Origin of the sequence: Rubrimonas cliftonensis (genome assembly GCF_900107585.1) — a bacterium.
In the GTDB taxonomy this organism is placed as follows: domain Bacteria; phylum Pseudomonadota; class Alphaproteobacteria; order Rhodobacterales; family Rhodobacteraceae; genus Rubrimonas; species Rubrimonas cliftonensis.
Genome location: NZ_FNQM01000003.1, coordinates 297,128 through 321,904 on the forward strand (window position 1 = coordinate 297,128; position 24,777 = coordinate 321,904).

18 protein-coding genes, 1 tRNA gene and 1 pseudogene are annotated in these 24,777 nt (G+C 71.3%); 9 read left to right on the forward strand and 11 right to left on the reverse strand.

All coding sequences use genetic code 11. The features are described 5' to 3' along the window. The first annotated feature begins 39 nt into the window (after nucleotides 1-39). From glgA to BLW43_RS06960, 5 genes are all read left to right on the forward strand, one after another. Nucleotides 40-1,455 carry a glycogen synthase GlgA gene (glgA, locus tag BLW43_RS06940; RefSeq protein WP_093250832.1) on the forward strand — a complete coding sequence of 472 codons (1,416 nt, stop codon included), beginning with the start codon at nucleotides 40-42 and terminating at the stop codon, nucleotides 1,453-1,455. After that, on the forward strand, nucleotides 1,452-3,536 hold the full coding sequence (glgX, locus tag BLW43_RS06945; protein ID WP_093250836.1) for a glycogen debranching protein GlgX: 2,085 nt from the start codon (nucleotides 1,452-1,454) through the stop codon (nucleotides 3,534-3,536). Before glgA ends, glgX begins: the two co-directional genes overlap by 4 nt. Beyond that, on the forward strand, nucleotides 3,533-5,584 hold the full coding sequence (malQ, locus tag BLW43_RS06950; RefSeq protein ID WP_093250838.1) for a 4-alpha-glucanotransferase: 2,052 nt from the start codon (nucleotides 3,533-3,535) through the stop codon (nucleotides 5,582-5,584). Before glgX ends, malQ begins: the two co-directional genes overlap by 4 nt. Continuing rightward, on the forward strand, nucleotides 5,581-7,212 hold the full coding sequence (locus BLW43_RS06955; protein ID WP_093250842.1) for an alpha-D-glucose phosphate-specific phosphoglucomutase: 1,632 nt from the start codon (nucleotides 5,581-5,583) through the stop codon (nucleotides 7,210-7,212). Before malQ ends, BLW43_RS06955 begins: the two co-directional genes overlap by 4 nt. A 130-nt stretch (nucleotides 7,213-7,342) precedes the next feature. Beyond that, nucleotides 7,343-8,767 (forward strand): Glu/Leu/Phe/Val family dehydrogenase, encoded by a 1,425-nt coding sequence (locus BLW43_RS06960; RefSeq protein ID WP_093250844.1) that lies wholly within the window; start codon nucleotides 7,343-7,345, stop codon nucleotides 8,765-8,767. Between the two features lie 45 nt (nucleotides 8,768-8,812). On the opposite strand, the gene BLW43_RS06965 is transcribed toward BLW43_RS06960, so the two are convergent. After that, nucleotides 8,813-9,748 (reverse strand): TAXI family TRAP transporter solute-binding subunit, encoded by a 936-nt coding sequence (locus BLW43_RS06965; protein ID WP_175478791.1) that lies wholly within the window; start codon nucleotides 9,746-9,748, stop codon nucleotides 8,813-8,815. Between the two features lie 108 nt (nucleotides 9,749-9,856). Here BLW43_RS06965 and BLW43_RS06970 point away from each other — a divergent pair, with 108 nt between their 5' ends. Together BLW43_RS06970 and BLW43_RS06975 are read left to right on the forward strand one after the other, a co-directional pair. Further along, nucleotides 9,857-10,657, forward strand: coding sequence for a bestrophin-like domain (locus tag BLW43_RS06970; protein WP_093250846.1), 801 nt, complete (start codon nucleotides 9,857-9,859; stop codon nucleotides 10,655-10,657). A gap of 5 nt (nucleotides 10,658-10,662) precedes the next feature. Then, nucleotides 10,663-11,343 (forward strand): AIM24 family protein, encoded by a 681-nt coding sequence (locus BLW43_RS06975; protein WP_093250848.1) that lies wholly within the window; start codon nucleotides 10,663-10,665, stop codon nucleotides 11,341-11,343. A 37-nt stretch (nucleotides 11,344-11,380) separates the two neighbouring features. Here the strand turns inward: BLW43_RS06975 and BLW43_RS06980 are convergent, their stop codons facing one another. From BLW43_RS06980 to BLW43_RS06990, 3 genes are all read right to left on the reverse strand, one after another. Beyond that, the gene (locus BLW43_RS06980; RefSeq protein ID WP_093250849.1) at nucleotides 11,381-11,797 is read right to left on the reverse strand and encodes an Hsp20/alpha crystallin family protein; all 417 of its coding nucleotides are present in this window, start codon (nucleotides 11,795-11,797) and stop codon (nucleotides 11,381-11,383) included. Nucleotides 11,798-11,878: 81 nt separating this feature from the next. After that, nucleotides 11,879-13,000 carry a THUMP domain-containing class I SAM-dependent RNA methyltransferase gene (locus tag BLW43_RS06985; RefSeq protein WP_093250850.1) on the reverse strand — a complete coding sequence of 374 codons (1,122 nt, stop codon included), beginning with the start codon at nucleotides 12,998-13,000 and terminating at the stop codon, nucleotides 11,879-11,881. 97 nt (nucleotides 13,001-13,097) lie between these two features. Continuing rightward, the gene (locus BLW43_RS06990) at nucleotides 13,098-13,607 is read right to left on the reverse strand and encodes a TIGR00645 family protein (RefSeq protein ID WP_093250852.1); all 510 of its coding nucleotides are present in this window, start codon (nucleotides 13,605-13,607) and stop codon (nucleotides 13,098-13,100) included. 161 nt (nucleotides 13,608-13,768) lie between these two features. On the opposite strand from BLW43_RS06990, the gene BLW43_RS06995 reads away from it, so the two are divergent. Further along, nucleotides 13,769-13,844 (forward strand) — tRNA-Lys (locus BLW43_RS06995). A gap of 6 nt (nucleotides 13,845-13,850) precedes the next feature. Here BLW43_RS06995 and BLW43_RS07000 read toward each other — a convergent pair. From BLW43_RS07000 to BLW43_RS07015, 4 genes are all read right to left on the reverse strand, one after another. Beyond that, nucleotides 13,851-15,032 (reverse strand): tyrosine-type recombinase/integrase, encoded by a 1,182-nt coding sequence (locus tag BLW43_RS07000; RefSeq protein WP_139284000.1) that lies wholly within the window; start codon nucleotides 15,030-15,032, stop codon nucleotides 13,851-13,853. A gap of 357 nt (nucleotides 15,033-15,389) precedes the next feature. Beyond that, nucleotides 15,390-15,848 (reverse strand): hypothetical protein, encoded by a 459-nt coding sequence (locus tag BLW43_RS07005; RefSeq protein ID WP_093250864.1) that lies wholly within the window; start codon nucleotides 15,846-15,848, stop codon nucleotides 15,390-15,392. A gap of 207 nt (nucleotides 15,849-16,055) precedes the next feature. Continuing rightward, on the reverse strand, nucleotides 16,056-16,370 hold the full coding sequence (locus tag BLW43_RS07010; protein ID WP_093250866.1) for a hypothetical protein: 315 nt from the start codon (nucleotides 16,368-16,370) through the stop codon (nucleotides 16,056-16,058). Nucleotides 16,371-16,661: 291 nt separating this feature from the next. Beyond that, the gene (locus tag BLW43_RS07015) at nucleotides 16,662-17,198 is read right to left on the reverse strand and encodes a type II toxin-antitoxin system PemK/MazF family toxin (RefSeq protein ID WP_093250870.1); all 537 of its coding nucleotides are present in this window, start codon (nucleotides 17,196-17,198) and stop codon (nucleotides 16,662-16,664) included. Nucleotides 17,199-17,814: 616 nt separating this feature from the next. Between BLW43_RS07015 and BLW43_RS07020 the strand changes: the two genes are divergently transcribed. Further along, nucleotides 17,815-19,470, forward strand: a complete 1,656-nt coding sequence (locus BLW43_RS07020; RefSeq protein ID WP_139284001.1) for a plasmid recombination protein — start codon at nucleotides 17,815-17,817, stop codon at nucleotides 19,468-19,470. A 43-nt stretch (nucleotides 19,471-19,513) separates the two neighbouring features. Here the strand turns inward: BLW43_RS07020 and BLW43_RS07025 are convergent, their stop codons facing one another. The 3 genes and pseudogenes from BLW43_RS07025 to BLW43_RS07035 form a co-directional block, all read right to left on the reverse strand. Next, nucleotides 19,514-20,047, reverse strand: coding sequence for a hypothetical protein (locus tag BLW43_RS07025; RefSeq protein WP_093250878.1), 534 nt, complete (start codon nucleotides 20,045-20,047; stop codon nucleotides 19,514-19,516). Between the two features lie 310 nt (nucleotides 20,048-20,357). Then, nucleotides 20,358-21,038 (reverse strand): annotated as a pseudogene (gene istB / locus BLW43_RS07030) (IS21-like element helper ATPase IstB); the annotation flags it as partial. A 61-nt stretch (nucleotides 21,039-21,099) separates the two neighbouring features. Further along, nucleotides 21,100-24,744: a TIR domain-containing protein gene (locus BLW43_RS07035; protein WP_175478792.1), complete on the reverse strand. Its 3,645-nt coding sequence runs from the start codon at nucleotides 24,742-24,744 to the stop codon at nucleotides 21,100-21,102. Nucleotides 24,745-24,777 lie beyond the last annotated feature (33 nt).

A 24,777-nucleotide genomic window follows, 5' to 3' on the forward strand; every position in this document is an offset into this window, starting at 1 on the left:
CACGACCGCGCGATCTGACCCCGAGGACCGCTCCCCCCCATGAAGGCGCTGTTCGCCGTCTCCGAATGCGCGCCGTTCGTCAAGACCGGCGGCCTCGCCGATGTCGCCGGCGCGCTGCCGCTGGCGCTGGCGCGGCTGGGCGTCGAGGCGCGCGTGCTGATGCCGGCCTATCCCGCCGTCGCGGCGCTCGGCGGCGAGGATCTGGGCGGCTTCGACGGCGCGCGGCTGCGCGGCGTGCGGGCCGAGGGGATCGACCTCCTGCTCTACGACGACCCTGCGCTCTTCGCCCGCCCCGGCGGCCCTTACCTCGACGAGGGCGGGCGCGACTGGCCCGACAACGCCGAGCGCTTCGCCGCGCTCTCGCGCGCGGCGGCGCATCTGGCGCGCGAGGGCGTCGGCGACTGGCGCCCCGACGTGCTGCACCTGCACGACTGGCAGACGGCGCTCGCGGCGGTCTATCTGCGGGCGCGGCCGGGCGGGCCGCCCTGCCTCCTGACCATCCACAACATCGCCTTCCAGGGCGTCTTCCCGCCGGATCTGCCGCCCCGGCTGGGGTTGCCCGCCGACGGCTTCACGCCCTCGGGCTACGAGTTCTGGGGGCAGGTCGGCTTCCTGAAGGGCGGGCTGACGGCGGCCGACCGCATCACGACCGTCTCGCCCGGCTATGCGCGGGAGCTGACCTCGCCGGCCTTCGGCATGGGGCTGGAGGGCGTCATCGCCGAGCGTCGGGCGGAGGTGGAGGGCGTGCTCAACGGCGTGGACGACGCCGTGTGGAACCCCGCCGCCGACCCGCACATCCCCGCCGCCTACGACGCCGACACCCTGCCCCGCCGCGCCGTCAACCGGGAGGCGCTGGCGCAGCGCTTCGGGCTGGCGCGCTCGCCGGACGCGCCGCTCTTCGGCGTGGTGAGCCGACTCACGCGCCAGAAGGGGCTCGACATGCTGCTCGACGCCCTGCCCCGGCTGCTCGACCGCGGCGCCTCGCTCGCCGTCATCGGCAGCGGCGACGCCGACCTCGAGCGCGCCTTCCGCGGCGCGGCCTCGGCGCATCCCGGCCGCGTCGGCGTGGTGATCGGCTACAGCGAGCCGCTGTCGCACCTGCTGCAGGCCGGCGCCGACTGCCTGCTCGTGCCCTCGCGTTTCGAGCCCTGCGGGCTGACCCAGCTCTATGCGCTGCGCTATGGCGCGCTGCCGCTGGTGGCGCGCACCGGGGGGCTCGGCGACACGGTGATCGACGCCAACCCCGCCGCCATGCAGGCGGGCTGCGCCACCGGCTTCCAGTTCTCGCCGATCGCGGAGGGGCCGCTCGGCGACGCGATCGACCGGGCCTGCGACGCCTTCGCCGACGTCGCGCTGTGGGAGACGATGCAGCGCAACGCCATGGCGCAGGACGTGAGCTGGACCGTCTCCGCCGCGCGTTACGCCGACATCTATCGGGAGCTCTGCGCCGCATGACCGACTTCCTCGCCACGGCCGGCGCGCCCCACCCGCTCGGCGTCACGCCCGACGCGACGGGCGCCAACGTCGCGGTCGCCTCGACCAGCGCCGCGGCGATCGAGATCTGCCTGTTCGCCGAGGACGGCGTGCGCGAGGTCGCCCGCATCGCCCTGCCCGAGCGCACCGGGGACATATGGCACGGCCATGTCGCCGGCGTGCGCGAGGGGATGCTCTACGGCCTGCGCGCCCACGGGCCATGGGCGCCCGGACAGGGCCAGCGCGCCAATCCCGCCAAGCTGCTGCTCGACCCCTATGCGCGCGCCTTCGACGGGGCGTTCGACCCGACCTCCGCGCTGCTCATCGGCCACGACCCCGAGCGCGGCGAGGACGTCATGTCGCTCGCCGACAGCGCGCCGGCGCTCCCCAAATGCGTGGTGAAGGCGCGTCCGGCGCCCATCCCGCCAAGCGCGCGGCCCAATACGCCCTGGGAGCGCACGGTGCTCTACGAGGCCCACGTCAAGGGCCTCACCATGCTGCACCCTGACGTGCCGCAGCAACTGCGCGGCACCTACGAGGCGCTGGCCTGCCCGGCGGTCGTCGATCACCTGAAGTCCCTGGGCGTCACCGCCGTCGAACTGCTGCCGGTGCAGGCGTTCATGGACGACGGCCGGCTGATGCTGATGGGGCTGCGCAACTACTGGGGCTACAACACCATCGGCTTCTTCGCGCCGGAGCCGCGCTATTTCGGCCCCAACGGCGCGCAGGGGCTGCGCGACAGCATCGCGACGCTGCACGCAAACGGGATCGAGGTGATCCTCGACGTGGTGTACAACCACACCGCCGAGGGCGACCAGCGCGGCCCGACGCTGAGCTTCCGCGGGCTCGACAACGCCGGCTACTATCGCCTTCAGCAGGGCCGCCTGCGCCGCTACGTCAACGACACCGGCTGCGGCAACACGTTCCGGGCCGAGAAGCCGATGGGGATGCGGCTGATCCTCGATTCGCTGCGGCTCTGGGTCGAGGACTACGGGGTGGACGGCTTCCGCTTCGACCTGGGCACCGCGCTGGCGCGCGAGCCCGGCGGGTTCGACCCCGAGGGCGGCTTTCTCGACGCGCTGCGGCAGGATCCGGTGCTGGCGGGCGTGAAGCTGATCATGGAGCCGTGGGACATCGGGCCCGGCGGCTACCGTCTCGGCGGCTTCCCCGCCCCCATCGCGGAGTGGAACGACGCCTTCCGCGACACCACCCGGCGTTTCTGGAAGCGCGAGCCCCACGCGGCGCAGGAGCTGGCGGAGCGGCTGCTCGGCTCGGCGGCGCTGTTCGACCAGAGCGGGCGGGCGGCGTGGAGCTCGGTGAACTTCGTGGCCTGCCATGACGGCTTCACGCTCGCCGACGCCACCGCCTACAACGAAAAGCACAACGCGGCCAACGGCGAGGACAATCGCGACGGCCACCACAGCAACTTCTCGGACAACTGCGGCGTCGAGGGCGAGACCGACGACGAGGAGATCCTCGCCCGTCGCGCACAGCGCCGCCGCGCGATGCTGGCCACCGTGTTCTTCGCGCAAGGCGCCCCGATGCTGCTGGCCGGCGACGAGATCGCCAACTCGCAGGGCGGCAACAACAACGCCTACTGCCAGGACAACGAGATCGGCTGGGTCGACTGGACGAAGGCCGACGCGGGGCTCCTCGCCTTCACGCGCCGGCTCGTCGCCCTGCGCCGCGACTGCGCCGTGCTGCGCCAGAACCGCTTCCTGCACGGCGAGCCCCGCGAGGACGGCCTGCCGGACGTCGAATGGCGCGCGTTCGACGGGGCGGAGGTCGAGTGGCGGGATCCGCTGCTCGCGCGCTTCTGCCTCGTCCTGCGCCGCTGCGCCGAAGGGCCGGCCCATGGCGACCCGGACGCGGCGATGCTCGCCTTCAACGGCCGGACCGAGGCTGGCGAGGTCGCGCTGCCGACGGCGCCGAAAGGCTGGCGCTGGAGCCGCGAACTCGACGCGGCCGCGCCCGAGGCGGCGCCGTCGCCGGCGGGGCCGACGGAACCGATCGCGGGCGAGAGCCTTGTCGCCTTCGCGCTCAGCCGCGCCGCCGAGGCATGAGCGGCGGCGGCGACCCCCGCGCGCGGCTGGCGGCCGCGATGGGCGTCGCGCCGGGCTGGCGCGACATCGAGGGGCGCGACCACGAGACCGGGATCGATACGCAGGTCGCGCTGCTCGCCGCCATGGGGCTCGACGCCGCGACGCCTGAACGCGCCGCTTCGCTGCTGGCGGCGCGCGAGGCGGCGGCCGCGCGGCGCCGGATGCCGGCGGAGATGGTCGTGGAGACGGGCCGCGCCGCGCATTTCCACGTCGCCGGCCCTTGGCTCCTGGAACTCGAGGACGGCGCCGTGCGCGAGGGCGAGGCCGAGGCGCATCTGCGGCTGGAGCCGCCGGAGGGGGTTCATCTGCTGCGCGCCGGCGGCGAGACCTGCCTTCTGATCGTGGCGCCGGCGCGCGCGCCGAGCGTCGATGAGGTCACTTGCGCGCCGCGCATCTGGGGCGCGATGGCGCCGCTCTGGGGCCTCGCCTCGCGGCGGTCGCTGGGGATCGGCGACTACGTCGATCTGGCGACGGCGGCCGGGGCGCTGGGCGGCCTCGGCGCGGCCTTCGTCGGGATCAACCCGGTGCATGCGCTGGGCGCGGCGCATGAGGGGATCAGCCCCTATGCGCCGACCTCGCGCATCGCCTACGCCGAGGCCCATATCGCGCCCGACGCCGTCCCCGGCTTTTCGGAATGCGCCGCGGCGCGGGCGCTGACGGCCGAGGCCGCGGAGGGCGTGGCGCTGGCCCGCTCAGGTCCTCTCGCGCAGTGGCGCGCGCGCGACGCCGCGGCGGCGCCGGCGCTCAGGGCGCTGTTCGAGGCCGGAGGCCGCGACGACCCCGACTTCGCCGCCTGGGCCCGCGGGCCCGGCGCGGCGCTGGAGGGCTTCGCGCTGTGCGAGGCGCTCTCGCTGCGGCTGGGCGAGGACTGGCGCGCCTGGCCGGCCGGCCACGAGGGGCCGGAGGCGCCTGCCGCGCGCGCCTTCGCCCGCGCCTGCCCCGACGAGCCTCGCTTCCGGCTGTGGCTGCAATGGCTCGCCGACGCGCAGCTCGGCGCGGCGCAGGCGGCGGCGCGCGGCGCCGGCATGGCGGTCGGCCTCTATCTCGATCTGGCGGTCGGGGTGCGGCCCGACGGCGCGGACGTCTGGGCGAACCGGGAGGCCTTCGCCGAGGGCGTCTCGCTCGGGGCTCCGCCGGACCGGCTGTCGCCGAAGGGGCAGGTCTGGAGCCTCGCGCCCTTCGCGCCGGAGGGGCTCAGGGCCTGCGGCTACGCGCCGTTCCGGGCGGCGCTGCGCGCGGCGATGCGCCATGCCGGCATGATCCGCATCGACCATGTGCTCGGCTTCGCGCGCGCCTACTGGGCGCCGGACGGCGGCGAGCCGGGCGGCTACGTCGCCTATCCGTTCGACGCGCTGCTGGCGCTGACGCGGCTGGAGGCCAGGCGCGCGCGCTGCCTCGTGATCGGCGAGGATCTCGGCACCGTGCCGGAGGGGTTCCGCGACCGGCTCGGCGCCAGCGGGCTCTACGGCTGCGCGGTGATGCAGTTCGAGCGCGAGCACGGCGTCTTCACGCCGCCGCGGCTGTGGCGCGACGGCGTGTCGGCAAGCTTCGGCACCCATGACACGCCCACCCTGCGCGGCTGGCTGCGGGGGCGCGAGATCGACTGGCGCGAGAAGGTCGGCGACTACGACGAGACGCAGGCGAACGCGGCCCGCGACGCCCGCGCCCATGAGATCGCCGCCTTCGGCCGGATGCTGCGCGCCGAGGGCTTCGCGCCCGACGACGAGGCGTCCACCGCCGCATCGGCGCATGCGGCGCTCGCGGCGAGCCCCGCGGCCATCGCGGCGCTGTCGCTCGACGACGCGCTGGGGGCGGTGGAGCAGCAGAACCTGCCGGGCACCGTCCACGCCCACCCCAACTGGCGCCGCCGCCTGCCCTGCGCGGTGGAGGCGCTGGCCGACAACGTCGCCCTGCGCGAACTCGCCGGCCTGTTCGGCGCGGCCCGGCCGGGCGCGCGCCGGGAAGCGCCGCGGACGCGACCAGACAGCACCGAGGAGACGCCGCAATGACCGCCTTCAGCACCGTAGACACCACGCCCTTCGCCGGGCAGAAGCCGGGCACCTCCGGCCTGCGCGCCACCACCCGCACATTCATGCAGCCGCGCTATCTGGAGAACTTCGTCCAGGCGACCTTCGACGCGGTCGGCGGCCTCTCGGGCAAGACGCTTGTGCTGGGCGGCGACGGGCGTTTCTTCGGCGCGGAGGCCGCGGCGACGATCCTGCGCATGGCGGCGGCCAACGGCGCGGCGCGGGTGATCGTGGGGCGCGGCGCTCTGCTCTCGACGCCCGCCGCCTCGAACCTCATCCGCAGCCGGGGCGCCGACGGCGGGATCATCCTGTCGGCCAGCCACAACCCCGGCGGCGAGGACGGCGACTTCGGCGTGAAGTACAACGGCGCCAATGGCGGCCCGGCGCCGGAGGCCGTCACCGCGGAGATCCACGCCCGCACCGAGGCGCTCGACGCCTACCGCATCGCCGACGCCGACGCGCCCGACCTCGACGCGCCGGGCGAGCACGCTCTCGGCGACATGATCGTGGAGGTGGTCGATCCGGTCGTCGATTATCTGGCGCTGATGAAGACGCTGTTCGACTTCGACGCCATCCGCGCCCATTTCGCTTCGGGCTTCACGATGCGCTTCGACGGGATGCACGCGATCACCGGCCCCTACGCGACCGCGGTGCTGGCCGAACTCGGCGCCGGGCCCGACACGGTGATGAACGCCGTCCCCCTGCCCGACTTCGGCGGCGGCCACCCCGACCCGAACCCGACCTGGGCCAGGCCGCTCTACGACGAGATGATGGGCGGGAACGCGCCCGACTTCGCCGCCGCGTCGGACGGGGACGGCGACCGCAACATGATCCTCGGCCGCGGCGTCTATGTCAGCCCGTCCGACAGCCTCGCGGTGCTGGCGGCGAACGCGCATCTCGCGCCGGGCTACGCCGGCGGGCTCAAGGGCGTCGCGCGCTCCATGCCCACCTCGCGCGCGGCGGACCGCGTCGCCGCGAAGCTGGGCGTGGAGGCGTTCGAGACGCCGACCGGCTGGAAGTACTTCGGCACGCTGCTCGACGCCGGCCGCGCCACGCTCTGCGGCGAGGAGAGCTTCGGCACGGGCTCGGACCATGTGCGCGAGAAGGACGGGCTCTGGGCGGTGCTGCTCTGGCTCAACATCCTCGCCGTGCGGCGGCAGTCGGTGGCCGAGATCATGGCCGACCACTGGAAGACCTACGGGCGCGACTACTACACCCGCCATGACTACGAGGCGGTGGACAAGACCGCCGCCGAGGCGCTGATGGACGACCTGCGCGGCCGCCTCGCGGGCCTTCCGGGCCAGTCCGTGGGCGGCTACACGGTAGAGACCGCCGATGATTTCGCCTATACGGACCCGATCGACGGCGCGAAGGCGGCGAAGCAGGGCGTGCGGATCGGCTTCCAGGGCGGCGCGCGCGCAGTCTTCCGGCTTTCGGGCACGGGCACGCAGGGGGCCACCCTGCGCCTCTACCTCGAGCGTTTCGAGGATGACCCGGCGCGGCTGGCGCTCGACCCGGCTCAGGTGCTGCGCCCTGTCGCGGAGGCCGCGGACGCGCTGGCCGGCATCCGCGAACGCCTTGGCCGCGACGCCCCGGACGTCACCACCTGAGCCGGCCGAAGGCGGCGCCCCACCGCCACGCCAAGCGCAAACGTCGCGCTGGCGCGCTCAAAGCTTGGTTTGACCGCCGCAACCTGCGGGCGCATCGTCAGGCGCCAATCCTGAGGGGGAGAAACCACCCATGAGCGCCGAGCCGAGCTTTCGCCAGTCCGTCGACATCATGTTCAACCGCGCCGTCGCGCTGATGGACCTTGCGCCGGGGCTTGAGGAGAAGATCCGCGTCTGCAACTCCACCTACACGGTGCGCTTCGGGGTGCGGCTGCGCGGGCGCATCCACACCTTCACGGGCTACCGCTCGGTGCACTCCGAGCACATGGAGCCGGTCAAGGGCGGCATCCGCTACGCGCCCAGCGTCAATCAGGACGAGGTCGAGGCGCTCGCCGCGCTGATGACCTACAAGTGCGCGCTGGTCGAGACGCCGTTCGGCGGCTCCAAGGGCGGGCTCTGCATCGACCCGCGCGAGTGGGAGGCCGACGAGCTGGAGCGCATCACCCGCCGCTTCGCCTTCGAGCTGATCAAGCGCAGCCTGATCCACCCCTCGCAGAACGTGCCGGCCCCCGACATCGGCACCGGCGAGCGCGAGATGGCCTGGATCGCCGACCAGTTCGCCCGGATGAACCCCACCGAGATCGATGCGCGCGCCTGCGTCACCGGCAAGCCGCTGAACGCCGGCGGCATCGCGGGCCGCGTCGAGGCTACGGGGCGCGGCGTGCAGTACGCCCTGCGCGAGTTCTTCCGCCACAAGGAGGCGGTGGACGCGACCCGCATGAGCCCCGGCCTCGGCGGCAAGCGCGTCATCGTGCAGGGCCTCGGCAATGTCGGCTACCACGCCGCGAAGTTCCTCTCCGAGGAGGACGGCTGCCTCATCGTCGGCATCGCGGAGCGCGACGGCGCGATCATGGACGCCCGCGGCCTGCCGGTGGAGCGGGTGAAGGAGCACATGGCCCAGACCGGCGGCGTGCGCGGCTTTCCGGGCGCGGACTACGTCGCCGCGGGCGCCGACGTGCTGGAAGGCGACTGCGACATCCTGATCCCCGCCGCCTTCGAGGCCGCGATCAACCTCACCAACGCCGAGCGCATCCGCGCGCCGCTGATCATCGAGGCCGCCAACGGCCCTGTGACGGCGGGCGCCGACGAGATGCTGCGCAAGAAGGGGACGGTGATCATCCCCGACATGTACGCCAACGCCGGCGGCGTGACGGTCAGCTATTTCGAGTGGGTGAAGAACCTCAGCCACATCCGCTTCGGCCGGATGCAGCGCCGGCAGGAGGAAGGCCGGCACCAGCTGCTGATCGACGAGCTGGAGCGGCTGTCCAAGGACACCGGCGTGGGCTGGCAGCTCTCGCCCGACTTCAAGGAGCGCTACCTCCGGGGCGCCGACGAGCTGGAGCTGGTGCGCTCCGGCCTCGACGACACCATGCGCATCGCCTACCAGTCGATGCACAGCGTCTGGACCTCGCGCAACGACGTCACCGACCTGCGCACGGCGGCCTACATCGTGTCGATCGGCCGGGTTGCGTCGAGCTACGCGGCGCTCGGTCTCTGACGGCCTGCCGGGGCCTGATCCGAAACGCCGTTCCGGGTCAGGCTATCAGGGCGCCGCCTCAAAGGCCCTCTCGACGCCCGCATGCGCGACGATGGGGCCGAATCCCTCCGCAACGGCCGTCGGGTCGGCCTCCGCCAGAAGCGGCGCGCGGAGCATCATGTTGCGGGAGGGCGCCACCAGCGCTTCCGCGACGGCGGCGACCATGTCCGTCGGCGTGTCCGCCCGCGCCACCAGCAGCGCCGCGACGCCCAGGGTCGGCACCGGGCCGTCAACGCCGGAATAGAGCCCCGCGGGGATTCGCTCGGTCCGGAAGAACGGCGCACGCGCCGTCGCGGCGACGACCCGCGGCCCGGCGAACGGCGTCAGACGCGCGCCGCACGCATCGATCGCCTTCGCGACGAGCGCCGAAGGATGCCCGACGATGAGCATCACCGCGTCGAGCGCGCCGTCGCAGAGCGCCTCCACGGCGTCCGACCCCGTGCGGCGCGACAGCTCCGCGAAGGAGGCGGCGGGCGTCTCCAGCGCCTCGAGCAGCGCCGTCAGCGTGGCGTTGCGGCCCGACGCCGGCGGCCCGATGTCCACCCGCGCGCCGAGGAGATCCTGAAGACCGTCGAAGCGCATCCCCGGCCGGATCAGCAGCGCGAGCGTCTCGACGTAGAGCATGCTCGCCACGCGCAGCTCCACGCCCGCCTCCACGGCCTTCCAGGCGAGGTCCGACTGCGTGATCGCCATGTCCAGTTCGCCGCTGGCCAGCGCATCGATGTTGTAGCGCGAGCCCGGCGTCGTCTCCGGCGAACAGCGCAGCCTGCCCCGCTCCCTGTCGTTCACCGACGCGCAGAGCGCCCGCGCGGCGTCATGATAGCCGCCGTCGAGTTCGCCCGAGCCGAGCGAGAACAGGCGCATGCTCCCTTGCGCCCATGCCGGCCAGCCTGCGAGCGCGCAGCAGAGCGCCGCCACGAGTTTCACTCTGCGCGACATCATGGTCCCCCGCCGCCCGCCTCGCCCAATCATCGTCACTTTACTGCCGGCGTCGCCGCGCGATAGCCTTCGCATCGACCGAATTGAAATCGCCCGAAGGCCGCAGCGCAGATGCCGGAGTTTCTCAAGGAACTGCCGCAGGCCGATCTGGCGCTGCTTTGCGTCGCCGCCACGGTCGGCGTGACATGGCTCGGCGTGCTGCTCGTGAAGCCGTTCCTGCGGCTGCTTGTCGGCGGCGAGGCCAACGTCAACGCCACCATCGGCTTCGCGACCTCGGTGTTCAGCCTGTTCTACGGCCTGCTGGTGGGCCTGCTGGCCGTTGCCGCCTACCAGAACGCCGAGGCGGTGGAGCGGGCGGCGTTCAACGAGGCGGCGAGCGTCTCTTCGCTCTACGCCGACGCCGCGAGCTACCCCGACCCGATGCGGTCGGAGCTGCGCGAGATGCTGCGCGACTATGTGCTCTACACCATCCTGAAGGACTGGCCGGCGCACCGGCGCGGCGAAATCCTTCTCGGCGGTTCCCATCGGGCGGACGCGATGCGGCAGCGTCTCGCCGGCTTCTCGCCGGAGACGCCGTCGCAGGACATCCTGCACCGCCAGGTGACGCAGGTGTTCCACGAATTCTCCCGCGCGCGGGACGCACGGCTCGGCGGCGTCCTGACGCGAATCCCCGCGGTGCTGTGGTACGCCGTGATCGCCGGGGCGGCAGTGAACATCGCATTCCTCATCATGCTGAAGATCCGCCCCGCCCCGCATCTCGTGCTCGGCGGCCTGGTGTCGTTCTTCCTCGGCGTGATGCTTTTCGTGATCATCGCGCTGGACGACCCGCTGCGCGGCGACGGCGGGCTGCGGCCCGAGGCGATGTCGGCGCTGTGGGAGACCCGCATGGTCTTCGACGAGCCGCAGGTCTGACGGCCATGGCCCGCTTCACCGTGCGCGACGTGGAGGGCATGCGGCAGCTCCGCATCGATCTCGCCGGAGAGACCGTGCGAACGGTGCGCGGCGCGCTCTCGCGACTGGAGGGCGACATCCGCATGACGGCGCCGCTGCCGGGGCCCGGAACGCTTCTGCGCTCGATGATCTCGCGCGAGGGCGCCGTGCGGCCGCGCTACACCGGCTCGGGCGCGGTGCACCTGCAACCCTCGATGCGCGGCTACCATGTGTTCGAGGCGCGGGAGATGCGCTGGATACTCGAACCGGGCGTGTTCTGGGCGGCCGAGGGCGACGTGAGGCTGGGCCTGCGGCTGGAGCGCATCGTGCCCTCGCTCTTCGCCGGCGACGGGCTGTTCAAGCTGCAGACGACCGTGGTGGGCGAGGGCAAGGTGGTCATCAACGCGCCCGGTCCGGTCGAGGAAGTCGCCATCGACGACGCCGAGATCCTCGTGAAGGGACGCCTCGTGCTGGGGCGGACCGACGGCCTGCGCTTCTCGACCAAGCGCCCGGGCGGACTGATCCGCGCACTCATCGCCGGGGAGCCCCTCGCGAGGGCCTATCGCGGGACCGGCAAGCTGCTGGTCTGCTGGACGCCCTACTGGAACCAGTACATCCACGACATGATGAACCCCGATCTCAGGCCGTCCTCCGGCCTGTGGGAGTGAGCGGCCGGCGGCGGGATGGGGCCGCCGACCGAAACCTTCAGCCGCGCTTCACGGCGATGCGCTTGCCCTGCGCGATGCTGTCGGCGCGCCGCGCGATGGCGACCGTCAGCACCCCGTCGGCGTGCGACGCCTCGACGGCGTTCGGGTCCGCGTCCGCCGGCAGGCGGAAACTGCGCTGGAAGGCGCCGTACTCGCGCTCGCTGAAGAAATAGGTGCGGCCCTCCACCCTGCGTTCGGCGCGCTTCTCGCCGCGCACGATCAGCGCGCCGTCATGCATCGAGAGCTCGATGTCCTCGGGCTTCACGCCCGGCAGCTCGATCGTGATCTCATAGCCCGCCTTGTCGGTCGCCGCCTCGCTGCGCGGCGCGAACCAGTCGGCGACGCGCTGACCCGCGGCGCGCAGCGGCTCGAACAGCGCGGGCCACCAGTGGCTCGCATCGGTCTTTTCGACCATGAACGCCTCCTCTCCCAAGGTGTCGATGGCGAGAGGATGGCGCCGGAGCGATCGCCCGCCTTGACGGCGGTCAATCGCCGGTCAAGGCAACGGGCCGGTCCGGTGGAGGCGCACCTTGAGGGGGCCGTGCGGAACCGGCGGGCCAGGCGGCAGGAAGGGCAGCCCCGCGGCCTGCGCCAGCGCCGGCTCGCTGGTCACGACGCCGACGCGCCAGCCGCGGAAACGCTCCCGCAGCGCCTGCCCGAGCGATCCGTAGAGCGCGCGCAGGTCGCCCTTCTCGCCGATGCGCTCCCCGTAGGGCGGGTTCACGACGACGAGGCCGGGCTCGCCCTCCAGCGCCTCCGGCGGGGCCAGCGCGCTGACGGCCTGCCGGCGGAACACGGCGGCGCCGGCGACCCCGGCGCGCGCCGCGTTGGCCTCGGCCGCCTCGACGGCCCCGGCGTCGCGGTCCATCCCGAAGAACCGCGGGCGGCCCGGGGCCGCGCCGGGCGACCTCATCGCGGCGAAGGCGGCGGCGTCGAAACCGGGGAACCGCTCGAATGCGAAGGCTCGCCCCCTGCCCGCATCGAGCCCCAGCGCGATTTCCGCCGCCTCCAGAACGAAGGTGCCCGAGCCGCACATCGGGTCCACGACCGGCTCCGCGCCATGATGGCCGCAGGCGCGCAGGAACAGCGCCGCGAGCGTCTCGCGCAGCGGCGCCTTGCCGACGGCGAGCTTGTGGCCGCGCTTGTGGAGCGGCTCGCCGGAGGCGTCGATGCTCACCACGCAATGGTCCTCGACGATGCGGGCGAGGATGCGGAAACCGGCTTCCGGCGCCTCCGTCCCGCCGACGGCCTCCGCCGCGGCGCGCGCGATCCGCTGCGCGGCGGCGCCCGCGTGCCAGATTCGGGAGCGCTGGCAGGCGGCGTCCACCCGCAGCGTGGCGCCCGGCGGCAGAATGTCCGACCAGGGCAGCCGCCTGGCGCGCTTGTCGAGCTGGGCGAGGTGCACGGCGTGGAAGGCGCCGACGCGCGCGAGCACCCTTCCCGCGCCGCGCAGCTTCAGGTTCGCGCGCCAGACCTCGGGCCAGCCGCCCCGCGTCAGCACCCCGCCGGGCGAGACCTCGGCGCCGCGGAAACCGAGCGCCGCCGCCTCGTCGCGCAGCAGCGGCTCCAGGCCCGGCGGCGCGGCGAGGAAGATGTCGAACTCCGCAGGGGCGGTCATAGCGTCGGCTCGCGGATCGGGAGGGGCGTCGCCGCCTGCGGCGCGGGAGAGGCCCCATGCCCCGCCGCGGCCGCGATTGCAACGCCGCCGCGCGCGGTCACTTCGTCTTCTTGCCCTCGGCGATGTAGTCCGTCAGGGCGAACAGCACGCCGGAGACGACGAAGGCGACATGGATGCCCACCTGCCAGGCCAGCGCCTCGGCGCTGTGCCCCTCCGGCTGGAGGAAGGACTTCAGCAGCTCCACCGCGGAGATCGCGACGATGGCGCCGATGAGCTTCAGCTTGAGATCGGCGAATCCCACCTTGCCCATCCACGGCGGCCGGTCCTCATGGTCGGCCGCCCCCATCTTCGAGACGAAGTTCTCGTAGCCGGAGAAGACGATGATGAGCAGGAGGCTGGCGATCAGCGTCGTGTCCACCATGGTCAGGATGCGGATCACGGCGTCGTCGGACGTGCCGCCCAGCACGTCGTCGGCAAGGCCCACCAGATCCTTGCAGAACTTGTAGAGCAGGGCGACGATGCCGAGGATCAGCCCCAGGAAGAACGGAGCCAGCAGCCAGCGGCTGAGAAATATCACCCGCTCCAGCGCGTTTTCCAGCCAAAGCATCCCTGCACCCTTCCGCCTCGCGCCGCCCGTCGCCGCGGCGGCTGCGACACATAGCCGATCCGGCAGCTTTGTCAGCATCCCGGCGCGGAGAACAGACCCTGACGCGCGCCGCGCCGCGGCCGCTTGCAATCCCCGGCGCGCGGCCTTAAACGGCGCGGCATGGGTGTGTAGCTCAGTTGGTAGAGCAGCTGACTCTTAATCAGCGGGTCCACGGTTCGAGCCCGTGCACACCCACCATATCCCTCAACGGTTTTCGAGCTTCGCCTCAAGCGTGGCCAGCTTATTTTGGAAGCTGTTTTGGAGTTTGAGCGCCGCCGACTGGGCGAGCGAGCCATCATTCTTGAGGTAGTGGCGGTCGAGGATTCGGCTCACGTCGGCCCTCTTGTGTCCCGTTATCGCGCTGATCTCCTCGATGGTGCAGCCCGCATGTCGCAACATGGTGGCGGCAGTCCCTCGGAGGTCAGAGAACCGGCGATCGGCGATCGCAAGCATCTCATCGGCGTACTTGATGGCGTCTTTTCCGACGGCGGCTTCGCGAAGCGCGCACGCCGCTTCGACCACGGCCTTACGGGCCTTCCGGAACTCGCATCTGAATCCGCCCGACGTCCAGCGCTGGCCCTCCAACGTTGTGAGGACGGTGTCATCCGGCCCCTGGGCCGGGATCGCGTTCATCATTGCCGCCAGAGGCCCCCAGACCGGCACCTTGACATGAACGTCAGTCTTGGACTGCCGCACATCGAGAAAATCGGGACCGCACCGCCGCCAAATGATGTCAAGGCAATCACGCTGGCGCTGGCCGCTGAAGCCGCCGAGAAGCACGCCACGGGCGACGCGCGCCGGCGCATGGTCGACAAAGAACTCGAGCTGCGCCACTGACCAGATGGTCTCTACGCGAGTGCCCGCATACACGCGCCCCGGGCGCAAGACCGGGTTTCGGCCAAGGAGCTCGAGGTTAACGCCAAAACTGAAGAGAGCGCTCAGGACACTCATGGCATAGTCGGCACTCCGCGGACGATCTTCAGCGATCTCATCGCGCCACTCGATGAAAACTTCACGGCTGCCGCGCTCTTCGACAGCGGCTAGGGGCATTTCGCCAAACTCGTCCTCGATCTCGTCGAGATAGCGGCGATAGTCCTTCTGTGACTTCTCTTCGAGTGCGAGATAGCCTTTTTGGGTGCCGCTCTTGTTACGGCTCTTCTCGTATCGCCTGATGAGACTGGCAACATTTGGAGGTGCGACCGGGGGCGGACCGTCTTTGGCGCGCTGCTTGGTTGCCGCATTGAACTCGGCCTTGAACCTCTCGCTCCCGAACGGGTGTTTGAGCCGCGGTCCGTTCTTCCATGCGTAGTAGTAGGTGGCGCGTTCGCCGCTTTTCAGCTTCGCAGATGTCTTAAAGAGACCGGGATACGGATTTTCTTTCGCCACGCTTACGCTTCCACTCAACAAGCGCCGATTCTGAGTTCTGCTCATGTATCGGCTGACCAACAAACACCCGGACGATTCCACCCGGTTCTCGACGGATCTCGCAGACGGAGAGGCCGGCATCGGCTGCCGCCCTGAGCGTGCCGGTGATGTCCTGAGCGCTGGGCGCGCGACGGCGCTGCCGGGTCTCGGGTTTCACTTGCGCGCTTTCCATGGTCGTCGCCCTCTCGTCTCCTCGCTGAACAGCAAATCGGTCCATGCGGTTGGGGCCGGAAAAGCGACGGCGAACTTTTTTCGGGGGGACCGATCAGTTTTGCCGGCGGTGGGCTTTCGCCGACCACCGGCCTCGCGAGGGCGGCGTCAGCCGCGGCGGGCGCCTTCGCGCAGCGCGATGACGGCTTCGTCCGCGGCGGCGATGTCGCGGGCGCGGTCGATGAGCGCCGAGACGGCGCGCGCCCGCTCGAGCACGGCGGCGAGCGGCGCGGCGGCGGGATCGATCACCGTCTCCGGCTCGTAGTCGAAGATCGGGCCGTCGGCGTCGTGGCCGCGTTCGACGGTGCGCATGACGGTGCGCGTCGCGTCGGTGACGGCGCGGTCGAGCCGTTCGACGAGGCTCGCAAGCGGGCCACCGAACATGCGGTCGGTGATGCGCCGGTCCTCGGCCATCCGCCGCACCGTGTTCGCGACGCCGCGCAGCTTCGGCTCGATGTGATGTTCGGCCGCCGCGATCTCGGCGGCCAGGGCCCGGGCCGCGCTCATCGCCGCGGCGATCAGCGCCTCTGGCCGGTCGTGGTAGAGGCAGGTCTCGCAGACATGCATGATGATGTTCCCTCTGAGCGCCGGCGCAATGCGCCGGCAGTTGCGCGCTTCGCCCTCGGGCGATCGCGCGGGCGTCGCGGTCGTGCGACGTCAAGAGCGCAAGGGCGCGCTGCGCTGGGATGGTTGGCGCATTCGCGCCATAGCGACGCGGGTGAGATGCGGGATCCGGACGGGCCGCTGGAGGCCCGACCGGGTGATGATGGCGGCTCACGCCGCGGCGGCGGGCTCTTCGTCATCGTCCTCGACCAGGGCGAGCCGTTCGGCGAGATCGAAGAGCCGGCCACGAAGCGCCGCCGTCCGGGCGCACCGGTCGATGCCGGCGACGTCGATCAACTCGATCGTCTTTGCGAGCGGCCATCCGTGCGGGTATTCGCCATCCTGCATCATGTCCGCGAGCGCATGGGCGAGCGCGGCGCCGTCGGCGCCGTCGGCCTGCGCGCAGCGCAGCGCCAGCAATTGTCGGGCGGCGAGCGCGAGCGTCGCGCCATCGCGCCGAATGGCGGCGAGCGTGTCGTTCGACATTGGGAGGTCCTTTCGTTCCCAGCGCCGCGCGGTCCTGCGCGGTCAAGGCGGGCGCTGTCCGCGGCGGCGCGCAGCGCGCGACCGCGTCCTCCCGCATGGTCTCCACCAGTCCCTCACCCTCCCGGCTCGTGGCCCCGCGATGGTCGCGCCTCGAGAACCATCGCGAGGCCCCGGGCCGGAATTGCTCCGTCCCCGTCGCGCGCGGCGCGCGGCGGCCCGACCTGTTCGGGGCCGATGGACAGCGCCGGGATGAGCCCCGCGCGTCGGCGGGCCGGGCGCAGCGTCGGCCGACTACCGGCTGAAACTCGGCGCGGGGATCAGCGGCCGTCGGGTCGATCGCCAGACCACCGGAACGCCGCCTTCGGTCACGGAGCGCCGCTCGTAGCGCCGCGTGGCTGCGAGCATCTTCTCTTCCCAAAGACGCCCGCGCAGGGCGGCGAGGCGGGCCATCGCGGCGGCGTCGAGCCGCCCGATCACCGGCGAGCGGTGTGTCGATGAATGGGCGATCCGCGGGCTGTCGGTCGTGACGATCACGCGACGGCGGAGCACGAACCGCGTCGCGCGTTCGAGGCCCGCGGATCGCATCCCCGCGGCGGTGCGGACATGGATCTCGAGCCCGGCATTCGCCGCGCTTTTCGATGACGTGCCATACGCGATCTCGACGAAACGGTCGTCGCCGGCGCGACCGGTTTCAATGACGAGGCAGGGTCGTTTCTTCGTCTCGCCGTCGGCGGTGTCGCTCGGGAAATCGAAGAGGATCACGGCGCCGGGCGTCAGCGCCGCGGTCCATTTCCCGGTCTTCTCGGAGACGGTGGTCGTGTCGAGCATGTCGCTCTCCGCTTGTTGGAGGAACGACGCGCCAGCCGATGTCACCACCCTTTTCCTTCACCCGGGGCGGTGTCGCTCGACGCGCGCGTCACTCGATGCGCGTGCGTCGAACGACGCCGTCCCTCGCCGCCGCAGGTCCCGGTTTCACCCCAGCCATGTCGACGATCCGCCGCCTCCGCCTTCACCCGATCGCCGACGATCCGCGACGCTGAACGCGTCGCTGATCGGAGGCGGTCGCCGCTGGATCGCCCGGCGGAAGGCGGTCGATCCGGCGGCTCATCTGCGGCGTCGGCGCCGGAAATCACGCATGCCGAATGGCGCGAGATCCGGGGCTGGCGTCGCGCGGGCCGCAGGCCCGCCGCGTCGCGGAACGCGGCGCAAGGGAGTGGGTGTCGGGAGAGGGAACGGCTCCCGACTCCGGCTGAAGGCCCCCTCGGAGAGCCGACGTGTATTGGCAGGGGTCGAAGACCCCGGACAATACACATAGTCGGTCCCTACATGTATCGATGGCTCAATATTTCAATGCGACTTTGCTCATCAATGTATCTGCGCCTATGTGCTCTGTACATACGAAAACAGACGGGCATCGCAAATGCAAGGCTATCAGTTCGGACACATGGAAACGTGGTCGCGCGCCGGCGCGACCGGCTCGACGCATCACCAGCCCGGCAAGGCGCGCGGCGAGCGCCGGCGCTGGACGACGGAGGAGATCCTCGCCGAGGCCGAGCGCCTCGCCGGCGCCGCGCCGCATGTCGAGCGCGGCGGGCCGCCGCCGCAGATCATCCCCGGCGCCGTCGGCAGTTTCGCGGAACTGCGCGCGGCGCACGCGGCGGCGGCGGCGATCAAGGAGGAGTTCGGCTACACCGACCCGAAGACCAAGACGAAGAAGAAGCGCTCGCGCGCTCTGCGCAAGGATGCGCGCACGCTCTACACGGCGGTGTTCTCGCTGCCTGTCGAGACGAAGGATGCGCTCGCCGATCCGAAGCTGCGCGCGCGGTGCCTCGCCGTGATCGGCGACGCCGTCGCTTTCGAGCGCGACCGCATCGAGGCGGCCGGCGGCGTGCTGGCGATGTCCGTCGTTCACTGGGACGAGGCGCAAGTGCATGCGCATGTCTACGCCGTGGAGCCGGCCAGGGGCCGGGTCGACGCGCTGCATCCAGGCGTCGCAGCGAAGCAGGCGCTGATGTCGGACGTGCGGGCGATGACCCTCACCGCCAAGGACCGCAACAAGGCCGGGAACCGCGCCTATTGCGAGGCGATGCGCGACTGGCAAGACGAGATCCATGCAGAGGTTTTCGCACCCGCCGGCCTGCTGCGCGTCGGTCCGCGGCGGGAACGGCGCAGCCGTGGCGACTATCTCCACGACAGGCGGGCGGCGGCGGAGCGCACTGAAGATCGTGGGCGCCAGAAGGCGCTGGCGGAGGGCTACGCCGATCTCGCCGTTGCGACCGAGGCGGTGCTGAAGATTGCAGACGCCGACCGCGAAGCCGCTGCTGCGTGGGAAGTCGATCTGACCGAGCGCGAGGCCGCGATCGAGCGCCAACGTGCGCAAACGGAAGCTGACATGAAAGCGGCGGAAGCCGTTCTCGACGCCGCCGCGCAGATGCATGCCAAGGCCGTCAATGCGCAGCGCGAAGCGGCTGAGGAGCGCGCCTGCACCGAGGCGATGGCCGCCGAGATCGCCGACCAACGCGCGGCGATCGAGCGTGACCGCGCCGACGCAAAGCGCGATCGCGCCAGCGCTGCTCGCGACCGCGCCGCGACGGAGATGTACTTCGAGATCACGCCGCTGGCGCTCGCGAAGGGCGAGGTGAAGATTGCCGAGCATGACGAGGACGGAGCGCGGCTTCTGCCAGGAAAACGGCCGCCGGGCCCTGAACGGCGCGCGGAGATCGAGGCCGCCCACGCGGCCGCGCCGAAAGCTGTGCGTCGCTCGCTGGCGCGGGCGTGGAAGCAAGTGACCGACGCCGCGACGGTCGCCGTGCGCGCCTTCCAGCCGGACGGTCTGCTCGGCAAGTGGCGCGGCGCGTTCGAGTATCTCAAGACCGCGCTGATGCGCGATCAGGAGCGGTTCGGCGGCGCCGACGACACAAAAAAATCCACGCCCTGCGAGACCGCGGTCGTCGCGCTCGCCGCCGCGGTGCGCGAGGACGACCGCGCGCTCAGCGACGACCTGCGCCGCGCCGCGCTCGCCGCCCGCGATCGGCGGGAGGCGCCGAAGGGCGAGGACAGCGGCGAGGGCAGACGCCCGGACAGGTCGCGCCAGCGGTAGAGCGCATGAAGCCGCGATGTCCGGCGTCGCCGCGTCGCGGCGCTCACGCCGGAAACGGCCCCGCCCCGGCGACAAACGGCGGGCACCAGGTCGACGCCGGACCCCGGACAGCGAAGCCAATGGACGGCTTGATCTGCGAGGCGCGCGCCGCGTCGAGCTCGGCCCGCAGGGTGGCGATCTCGGCGTCCCTGCGCTCAAGTTCGCGGCCGAGCCGGGCGGAGGTCGCCAGAACATCGTCCTGCGCCCGCATGGTCTGCGCAGCGCGCAGCGCGTGCGTCTCCTCGGTCTCGTCGCGCATCAGTTCGCCGAACGCGAGGATGGCGGCGACGGCGTTGGCGTAGCCGAGGGCGGCCGTCTTCGACAGACCGGCACGCCCAGAATCGGTCGAAGGCGCAGGCGGCGTCCAGGGCCCGCGCAGCTCGGTGTATTCGGTCCAGGCGCGCCACGCCGTCGACGGCATCCCGCGCCCACCGAGCGCGACATGGAGCGACGACTGCGACACGGCGGCGCCGGTCGCTTCGAGTTTCTGACCGGCGAGGATCACCTCGGCGGCGCCATACGCGGGAGGCTGCGGCATGGTCGACGCTCCTGTTCATCGTGACGAAAGCCGGCACGATGAGGAGGTGCATCCGCGAGCGGCGCGGCGGAAACGGAAAAGCCGAAGCTCGGAAGCTTCGAAGCTTCGAAGCTTCCCTCCGCGCCGAAGCTTCACGCGCCGGCGTACTCTAGCCCAACAACGAACCCGGAGCGGAGGCGAAGCCAACGACCATCGGACGCTCGCGTGCGCGGGTGCAGGCGACGTCGAGGAGGCGGCTGTTGATTTCCGCGCGGAACTGACCCGGGATTTCCATTGAGAAGTGACCCGGCTGGATATTGCTCCGCGCGGCTCAGGCGGGTGTCAAGTTGACTGGGACCTCCTTCTTTTTCCGGGTTGCGGCGGCGGTGCTCGCCTTGAAGCGGAAGCTGTCGTTTCCGGTCTCGAGGATGTGGCAGCGGTGGGTGAGGCGATCGAGGAGCGCGGTGGTCATCTTGGCGTCGCCAAAGACCGTGGCCCATTCGCTGAAGCTGAGATTGGTGGTGATGATCACGCTGGTCCGCTCGTAGAGCTTACTCAGCAGATGAAAGAGCAGCGCGCCGCCCGAGGCGCTGAACGGCAGGTAGCCGAGCTCGTCAAGGATGACGAGATCGAGACGGATCATGCCGTCCGCGATCTGGCCGGCCTTTCCCCGGGCCTTCTCCTGCTCGAGGGCGTTGACGAGTTCGATGGTCGAGAAGAAGCGGACCTTGCGGCGATGGTGCTCGATGAGCTGGACGCCGATGGCGGTGGCGACATGCGTTTTGCCGGTGCCGGGTCCGCCGATCAGCACGACGTTCTCGGCGGCGTCGAGGAAGCCGCCCTTGTGCAGCTGGCGCACCGTGGCCTCGTTGATCTCGCTGGCGGCGAAGTCGAAGCCGGTGAGGTCCTTGTAGGCGGGAAAGCGCGCCGCCTTCATGTGATAGGCGATGGAGCGGACCTCGCGTTCGGCGAGCTCGGCCTTGAGCAGTTGGGACAGGATCGGCACGGCGGCGATCAGGCGGCGCATCGGCGGGGCGGCCTCCCTTGTCTGGCGCGGCGGGCGTCCCCTGGGGTCATGCGATGAATTCCAGCAGATGCCAGCGCCCCGCGGCGTCGCCGACGGCGATGCAGCCGTCGGCGCGCACGGCGACCGAATGCACATGCGCCCCGAACGGCAGCCGGGCGATCTCGCACCCCGAGGCGAGGTCCCAGATCCGCGCCGTGTTATCCCAGGATCCTGTCGCGAGCCGCGCTCCGTCAGGCGAAAACGCTAAACTGGTGACTACATTCCGATGCGCCTCAAGCCGGGCGACCTCGCGCCCCGAGTTGAGGTCCCAGAGCCGCGCGGTGTTGTCCGAGGATCCGGTCGCGAGCAGCGCCCCGTCGGGCGAGAAAGCGACGCTGCTGACAAAATTCTCGTGCCCCTTGAGGCGGGTGATCTTGCGCCCCGTTGCGAGATGCCACAACTCTACCTCTCCGCCTCCGCATGCGATAGCGAGGCGTGCCCCATCAGGCGAGAAGGCAACGCTCGCAGACTTGCCAGTGTAGTGATCGACCCACGCGATATCTTGCTCTGCGACGACGTCCCATAGTCGCACGGGGCCGCTCCCATTCCCGATGGCGAGCAGCGCTCCGTCGGGCGAGAAGACGACGCATGACAGCAATCGTACGCTGTCAATTTCGCTGGACTCGAGTCGGGCGATCTCGCTCCCCGAGGCGAGGTCCCAAAGCCGCGCCGTGCCTTCAAGAGAACCCGTGGTGGCGAGTCGCTTGCCGTCAGGCGAGAACGCGACGCTTTTAATGTCAGCCTCATGTCCCTCGAAGCGGGCGATTTCGCGCCCCGAGGCGAGGTCCCAGAGCCGCGCCGTGCGGTCATCGGACCCGGTGGCGAGCCGCGATCCGTCGGGCGAGAACGCGACGCTCAAGACGTTCCCTTCATGGCTCTCTTGAGGCGTAATGTCGTAATCCTTTTTAATATCCCAGATCCGCGCCGTTCCGTCGTGTGACCCAGTGGCGAGCCGTACGCCGTCTGGCGAAAACATGACGCAGGAGACTGCTCCAGTATGCCCATGAAGTTGGGCTATCTCGCGCTTCGTGGCGAGATCCCAGAGCCGTGCCGTACGGTCGAAGGAAGCGGTTGCGAGCCGCGCCCCGTCTGGTGAGAAGGCGACGCTCAGGAGTTGCAGCCGATGCCCTTCAAGCCGTGCGATTTCGCGCCCCGTTGTAAGGTCCCAGAGGCGCGCCGTGTCGTCTTCGGACCCGGTAGCCAGTCGCGCCCCGTCGGACGAGACGGCGACGCTCTTCACCCTACCCTCATGCCCCTCAAGTCGGTCGATCTCGCGCCCCGAGTTGAGGTCCCAGAGCCGCGCGGTGTTGTCCGAGGATCCGGTCGCGAGCAGCGCCCCGTCGGGCGAGAACGCGACGCTGGCGACATCGCCCCCATGCCCGTCGAGCCGGACGATCTCGCGCCCCGCGGCGAGGTCCCAGAGCCGCGCCGTGCGGTCCCCGGCCCCGGTGGCGAGCCGCGCCCCGTCGGGCGAGAACGCGACGCAGTTGAGGAAGTTCCTATGCCCTTCGAGCCGGGCGATCTCGCGCCCCGTGGCGAGGTTCCAGAGCCGCGCCGCCTTGTCGTGGGACGCGGTGGCGAGCCGCGCCCCGTCGGGCGAAAAGGCGACGCTGGCGACCGATTTGCCATGCCCCTCGAATCGGGCGATCTCGCGACCCGTTGCGAGGTCCCAGAGCCGCGCCGTGTTGTCCCTGGACCCGGTGGCGAGCCGCGCCCCGTCGGGCGAGAACGCGACGCTGTAGACTTGGTCTTCGTGCACCAGCCGGAGAAGTTCGCTCTTTGCTGGGGCGAGCGTGGCGCGCATGGGCAGCAGGGCCGGGCGCAGCGCCGCGGCGCGCCAGCGCGTCCGGAGCGCGTCGTCGTCGACGCCGCCGAGCAGCAGCGGCACGACGAGGCGCCCGCCATCCTCGGTTAGTTCATGCGCGAAGCTCCGGATCATGCGCGCCGCGCCCAAGGCCGCGGGCGTGCGCGCGTGCAGGCCATAGGCCGCCACCAGCGGCGCGCAGCCCGCCCCGGCCAGCCGGTGTGCGTCGAGCGCCGCGCCCAGCCACCGCGCGTCGGTCAGCAGGGCGTCGAGCCCCGCCTCGTTACCCGCGCCCCAGAGATGCGCCGGCAGGTGCGCGACCGCGTAGGCGTCGGTCCCCAGCGCCGCCCAGTCCGCACCGGCGCGGGCGCAGATCGCCGCCGCGAGCACGCCGTCGAGCGCCCTCAGACGATCCGGCCCGAGCCGCTGGCGCAGGCGGGCGCGCACCACGTCATGTAGGCGCAGCACACCCACGCCGCGGTCGAAGCGCACGAAGAACGAAAGGTCGTCGACCCGGTCAAGCAGGGTGTCGCCGTCGAAGGGATCGAGCCCGGCCTCGCGCTCCCAAAGGGCCGTCGCCAGGGCGATCGGCACGTCAGCGTCCTCGACGAAGACGCCCAGAGCCTCCAGCCGGAGCGCGGCCTGATGTCCCTCGTCCTCGATCAGCGCCTCGATGCTGAGGTCGAGCGAACCCGCCGCCGCATCGCTGCGCGCCTCCGGGTTCGTTGCGTCGAAGGCGCCGACGCCCTTCCGGTCCAGCCCCTGCTCGACATGGTCGAGCGCCGCGGCGAGGTCGGCGCCCTTGCCGATCCGCGCCCGCAGCCGCGCGTTGGCGAGATCGAGCAGCAGCGGCCAGCACCCGAGCGTCTCCGAAAGCGCCCGCAACTGCGCGGCCAGCGCCGTCTTCTCCGGCGGCAGGTCGCGGGCGAGCAGCGCCACGGCCTCCGTCTCGTCCATCGCGTCCACAGGGATGCGCGCCACCGCCACGCCAGGCAGAACTCCCGCGTCGCGGGTGGTGACGAGCCGGGCGCATTCGGGGCCGCCCTGCAGGAAGGGTGCGAGATCGGCCCTGCGCCAGACGTCGTCGATCACGATCAGGCAGCGCCGCTGGTCCAGCGCCTTGCGCCACTCCGCGATCGCGAGGTCGAGGTCGTTCTCGAGCCGGGCCTCGGGGGCGAGCGCGCGGGTCAGCGTGTTGAGCCTGCCGACCACGTCGCCGGGGCTCTCGCCCAGCGTCGTCCAGAGCACGCCGTGGTGATAGGCCTCCTGCACGTCGTCGTCGTGGCAGAGCGCCCGGGCGAGCGTGGTCTTGCCGAAGCCGCCCGCGCCCCTCAGCGCCGCCGTGATCGCGACCGCGTCGCCCCGTTCGTCGAGCAGCGAGTGCTTCACCGCCGCATAGGCCGCCGGCCGCTCGACGAAGCCTGCAGGCGCGTCGCCCGCCATGAAGGGCACGCGCATCTGGCCGCTCGGCCCTTCCAGCAGCCGGACGAGACGGCGCCAGTCTTCGTCCACAGCAGGGTCATTGGAATGCTCGCGCTGCATCATCTTCGGAAGCTGCGACCGGTCAGGCTTGTTCGCCCGGTCGATCACCGGCGTCACGCGCACGCCCTCCCTAAGGGCGTAGCGCCACTCTCGACGCACGACGAGTGATCGAACGGCCTCGGGTGTGAGCACCAGCACCAGATGCTCCGCCATGGGCGACCGGAGCATGCCGGTGATCTGCTCCCACCAGTCCCGCCCGCCCGCCATGTCGATGCGGTCGAGCCAGACCGTAAGATTTTCTTCAGCGGTCAGCCGGCGGTGAATGTCGCGCGCCAGCGCCTCGCCATCGGCGCGGGCGTAGCTCACGAAAATCCTCGGCGCCCGATCCGCCGCCCCGTG

Coding starts and splice junctions, on each gene's coding strand:
- glgA (WP_093250832.1), top strand. CDS start 40: ATGAAGGCGCTGTTCGCCGTCTCCGAATGCGCGCCGTTCGTCAAGACC.
- glgX (WP_093250836.1), top strand. CDS start 1,452: ATGACCGACTTCCTCGCCACGGCCGGCGCGCCCCACCCGCTCGGCGTC.
- malQ (WP_093250838.1), top strand. CDS start 3,533: ATGAGCGGCGGCGGCGACCCCCGCGCGCGGCTGGCGGCCGCGATGGGC.
- BLW43_RS06955 (WP_093250842.1), top strand. CDS start 5,581: ATGACCGCCTTCAGCACCGTAGACACCACGCCCTTCGCCGGGCAGAAG.
- BLW43_RS06960 (WP_093250844.1), top strand. CDS start 7,343: ATGAGCGCCGAGCCGAGCTTTCGCCAGTCCGTCGACATCATGTTCAAC.
- BLW43_RS06965 (WP_175478791.1), bottom strand. CDS start 9,748: ATGATGTCGCGCAGAGTGAAACTCGTGGCGGCGCTCTGCTGCGCGCTC.
- BLW43_RS06970 (WP_093250846.1), top strand. CDS start 9,857: ATGCCGGAGTTTCTCAAGGAACTGCCGCAGGCCGATCTGGCGCTGCTT.
- BLW43_RS06975 (WP_093250848.1), top strand. CDS start 10,663: ATGGCCCGCTTCACCGTGCGCGACGTGGAGGGCATGCGGCAGCTCCGC.
- BLW43_RS06980 (WP_093250849.1), bottom strand. CDS start 11,797: ATGGTCGAAAAGACCGATGCGAGCCACTGGTGGCCCGCGCTGTTCGAG.
- BLW43_RS06985 (WP_093250850.1), bottom strand. CDS start 13,000: ATGACCGCCCCTGCGGAGTTCGACATCTTCCTCGCCGCGCCGCCGGGC.
- BLW43_RS06990 (WP_093250852.1), bottom strand. CDS start 13,607: ATGCTTTGGCTGGAAAACGCGCTGGAGCGGGTGATATTTCTCAGCCGC.
- BLW43_RS07005 (WP_093250864.1), bottom strand. CDS start 15,848: ATGCATGTCTGCGAGACCTGCCTCTACCACGACCGGCCAGAGGCGCTG.
- BLW43_RS07010 (WP_093250866.1), bottom strand. CDS start 16,370: ATGTCGAACGACACGCTCGCCGCCATTCGGCGCGATGGCGCGACGCTC.
- BLW43_RS07015 (WP_093250870.1), bottom strand. CDS start 17,198: ATGCTCGACACGACCACCGTCTCCGAGAAGACCGGGAAATGGACCGCG.
- BLW43_RS07020 (WP_139284001.1), top strand. CDS start 17,815: ATGGAAACGTGGTCGCGCGCCGGCGCGACCGGCTCGACGCATCACCAG.
- BLW43_RS07025 (WP_093250878.1), bottom strand. CDS start 20,047: ATGCCGCAGCCTCCCGCGTATGGCGCCGCCGAGGTGATCCTCGCCGGT.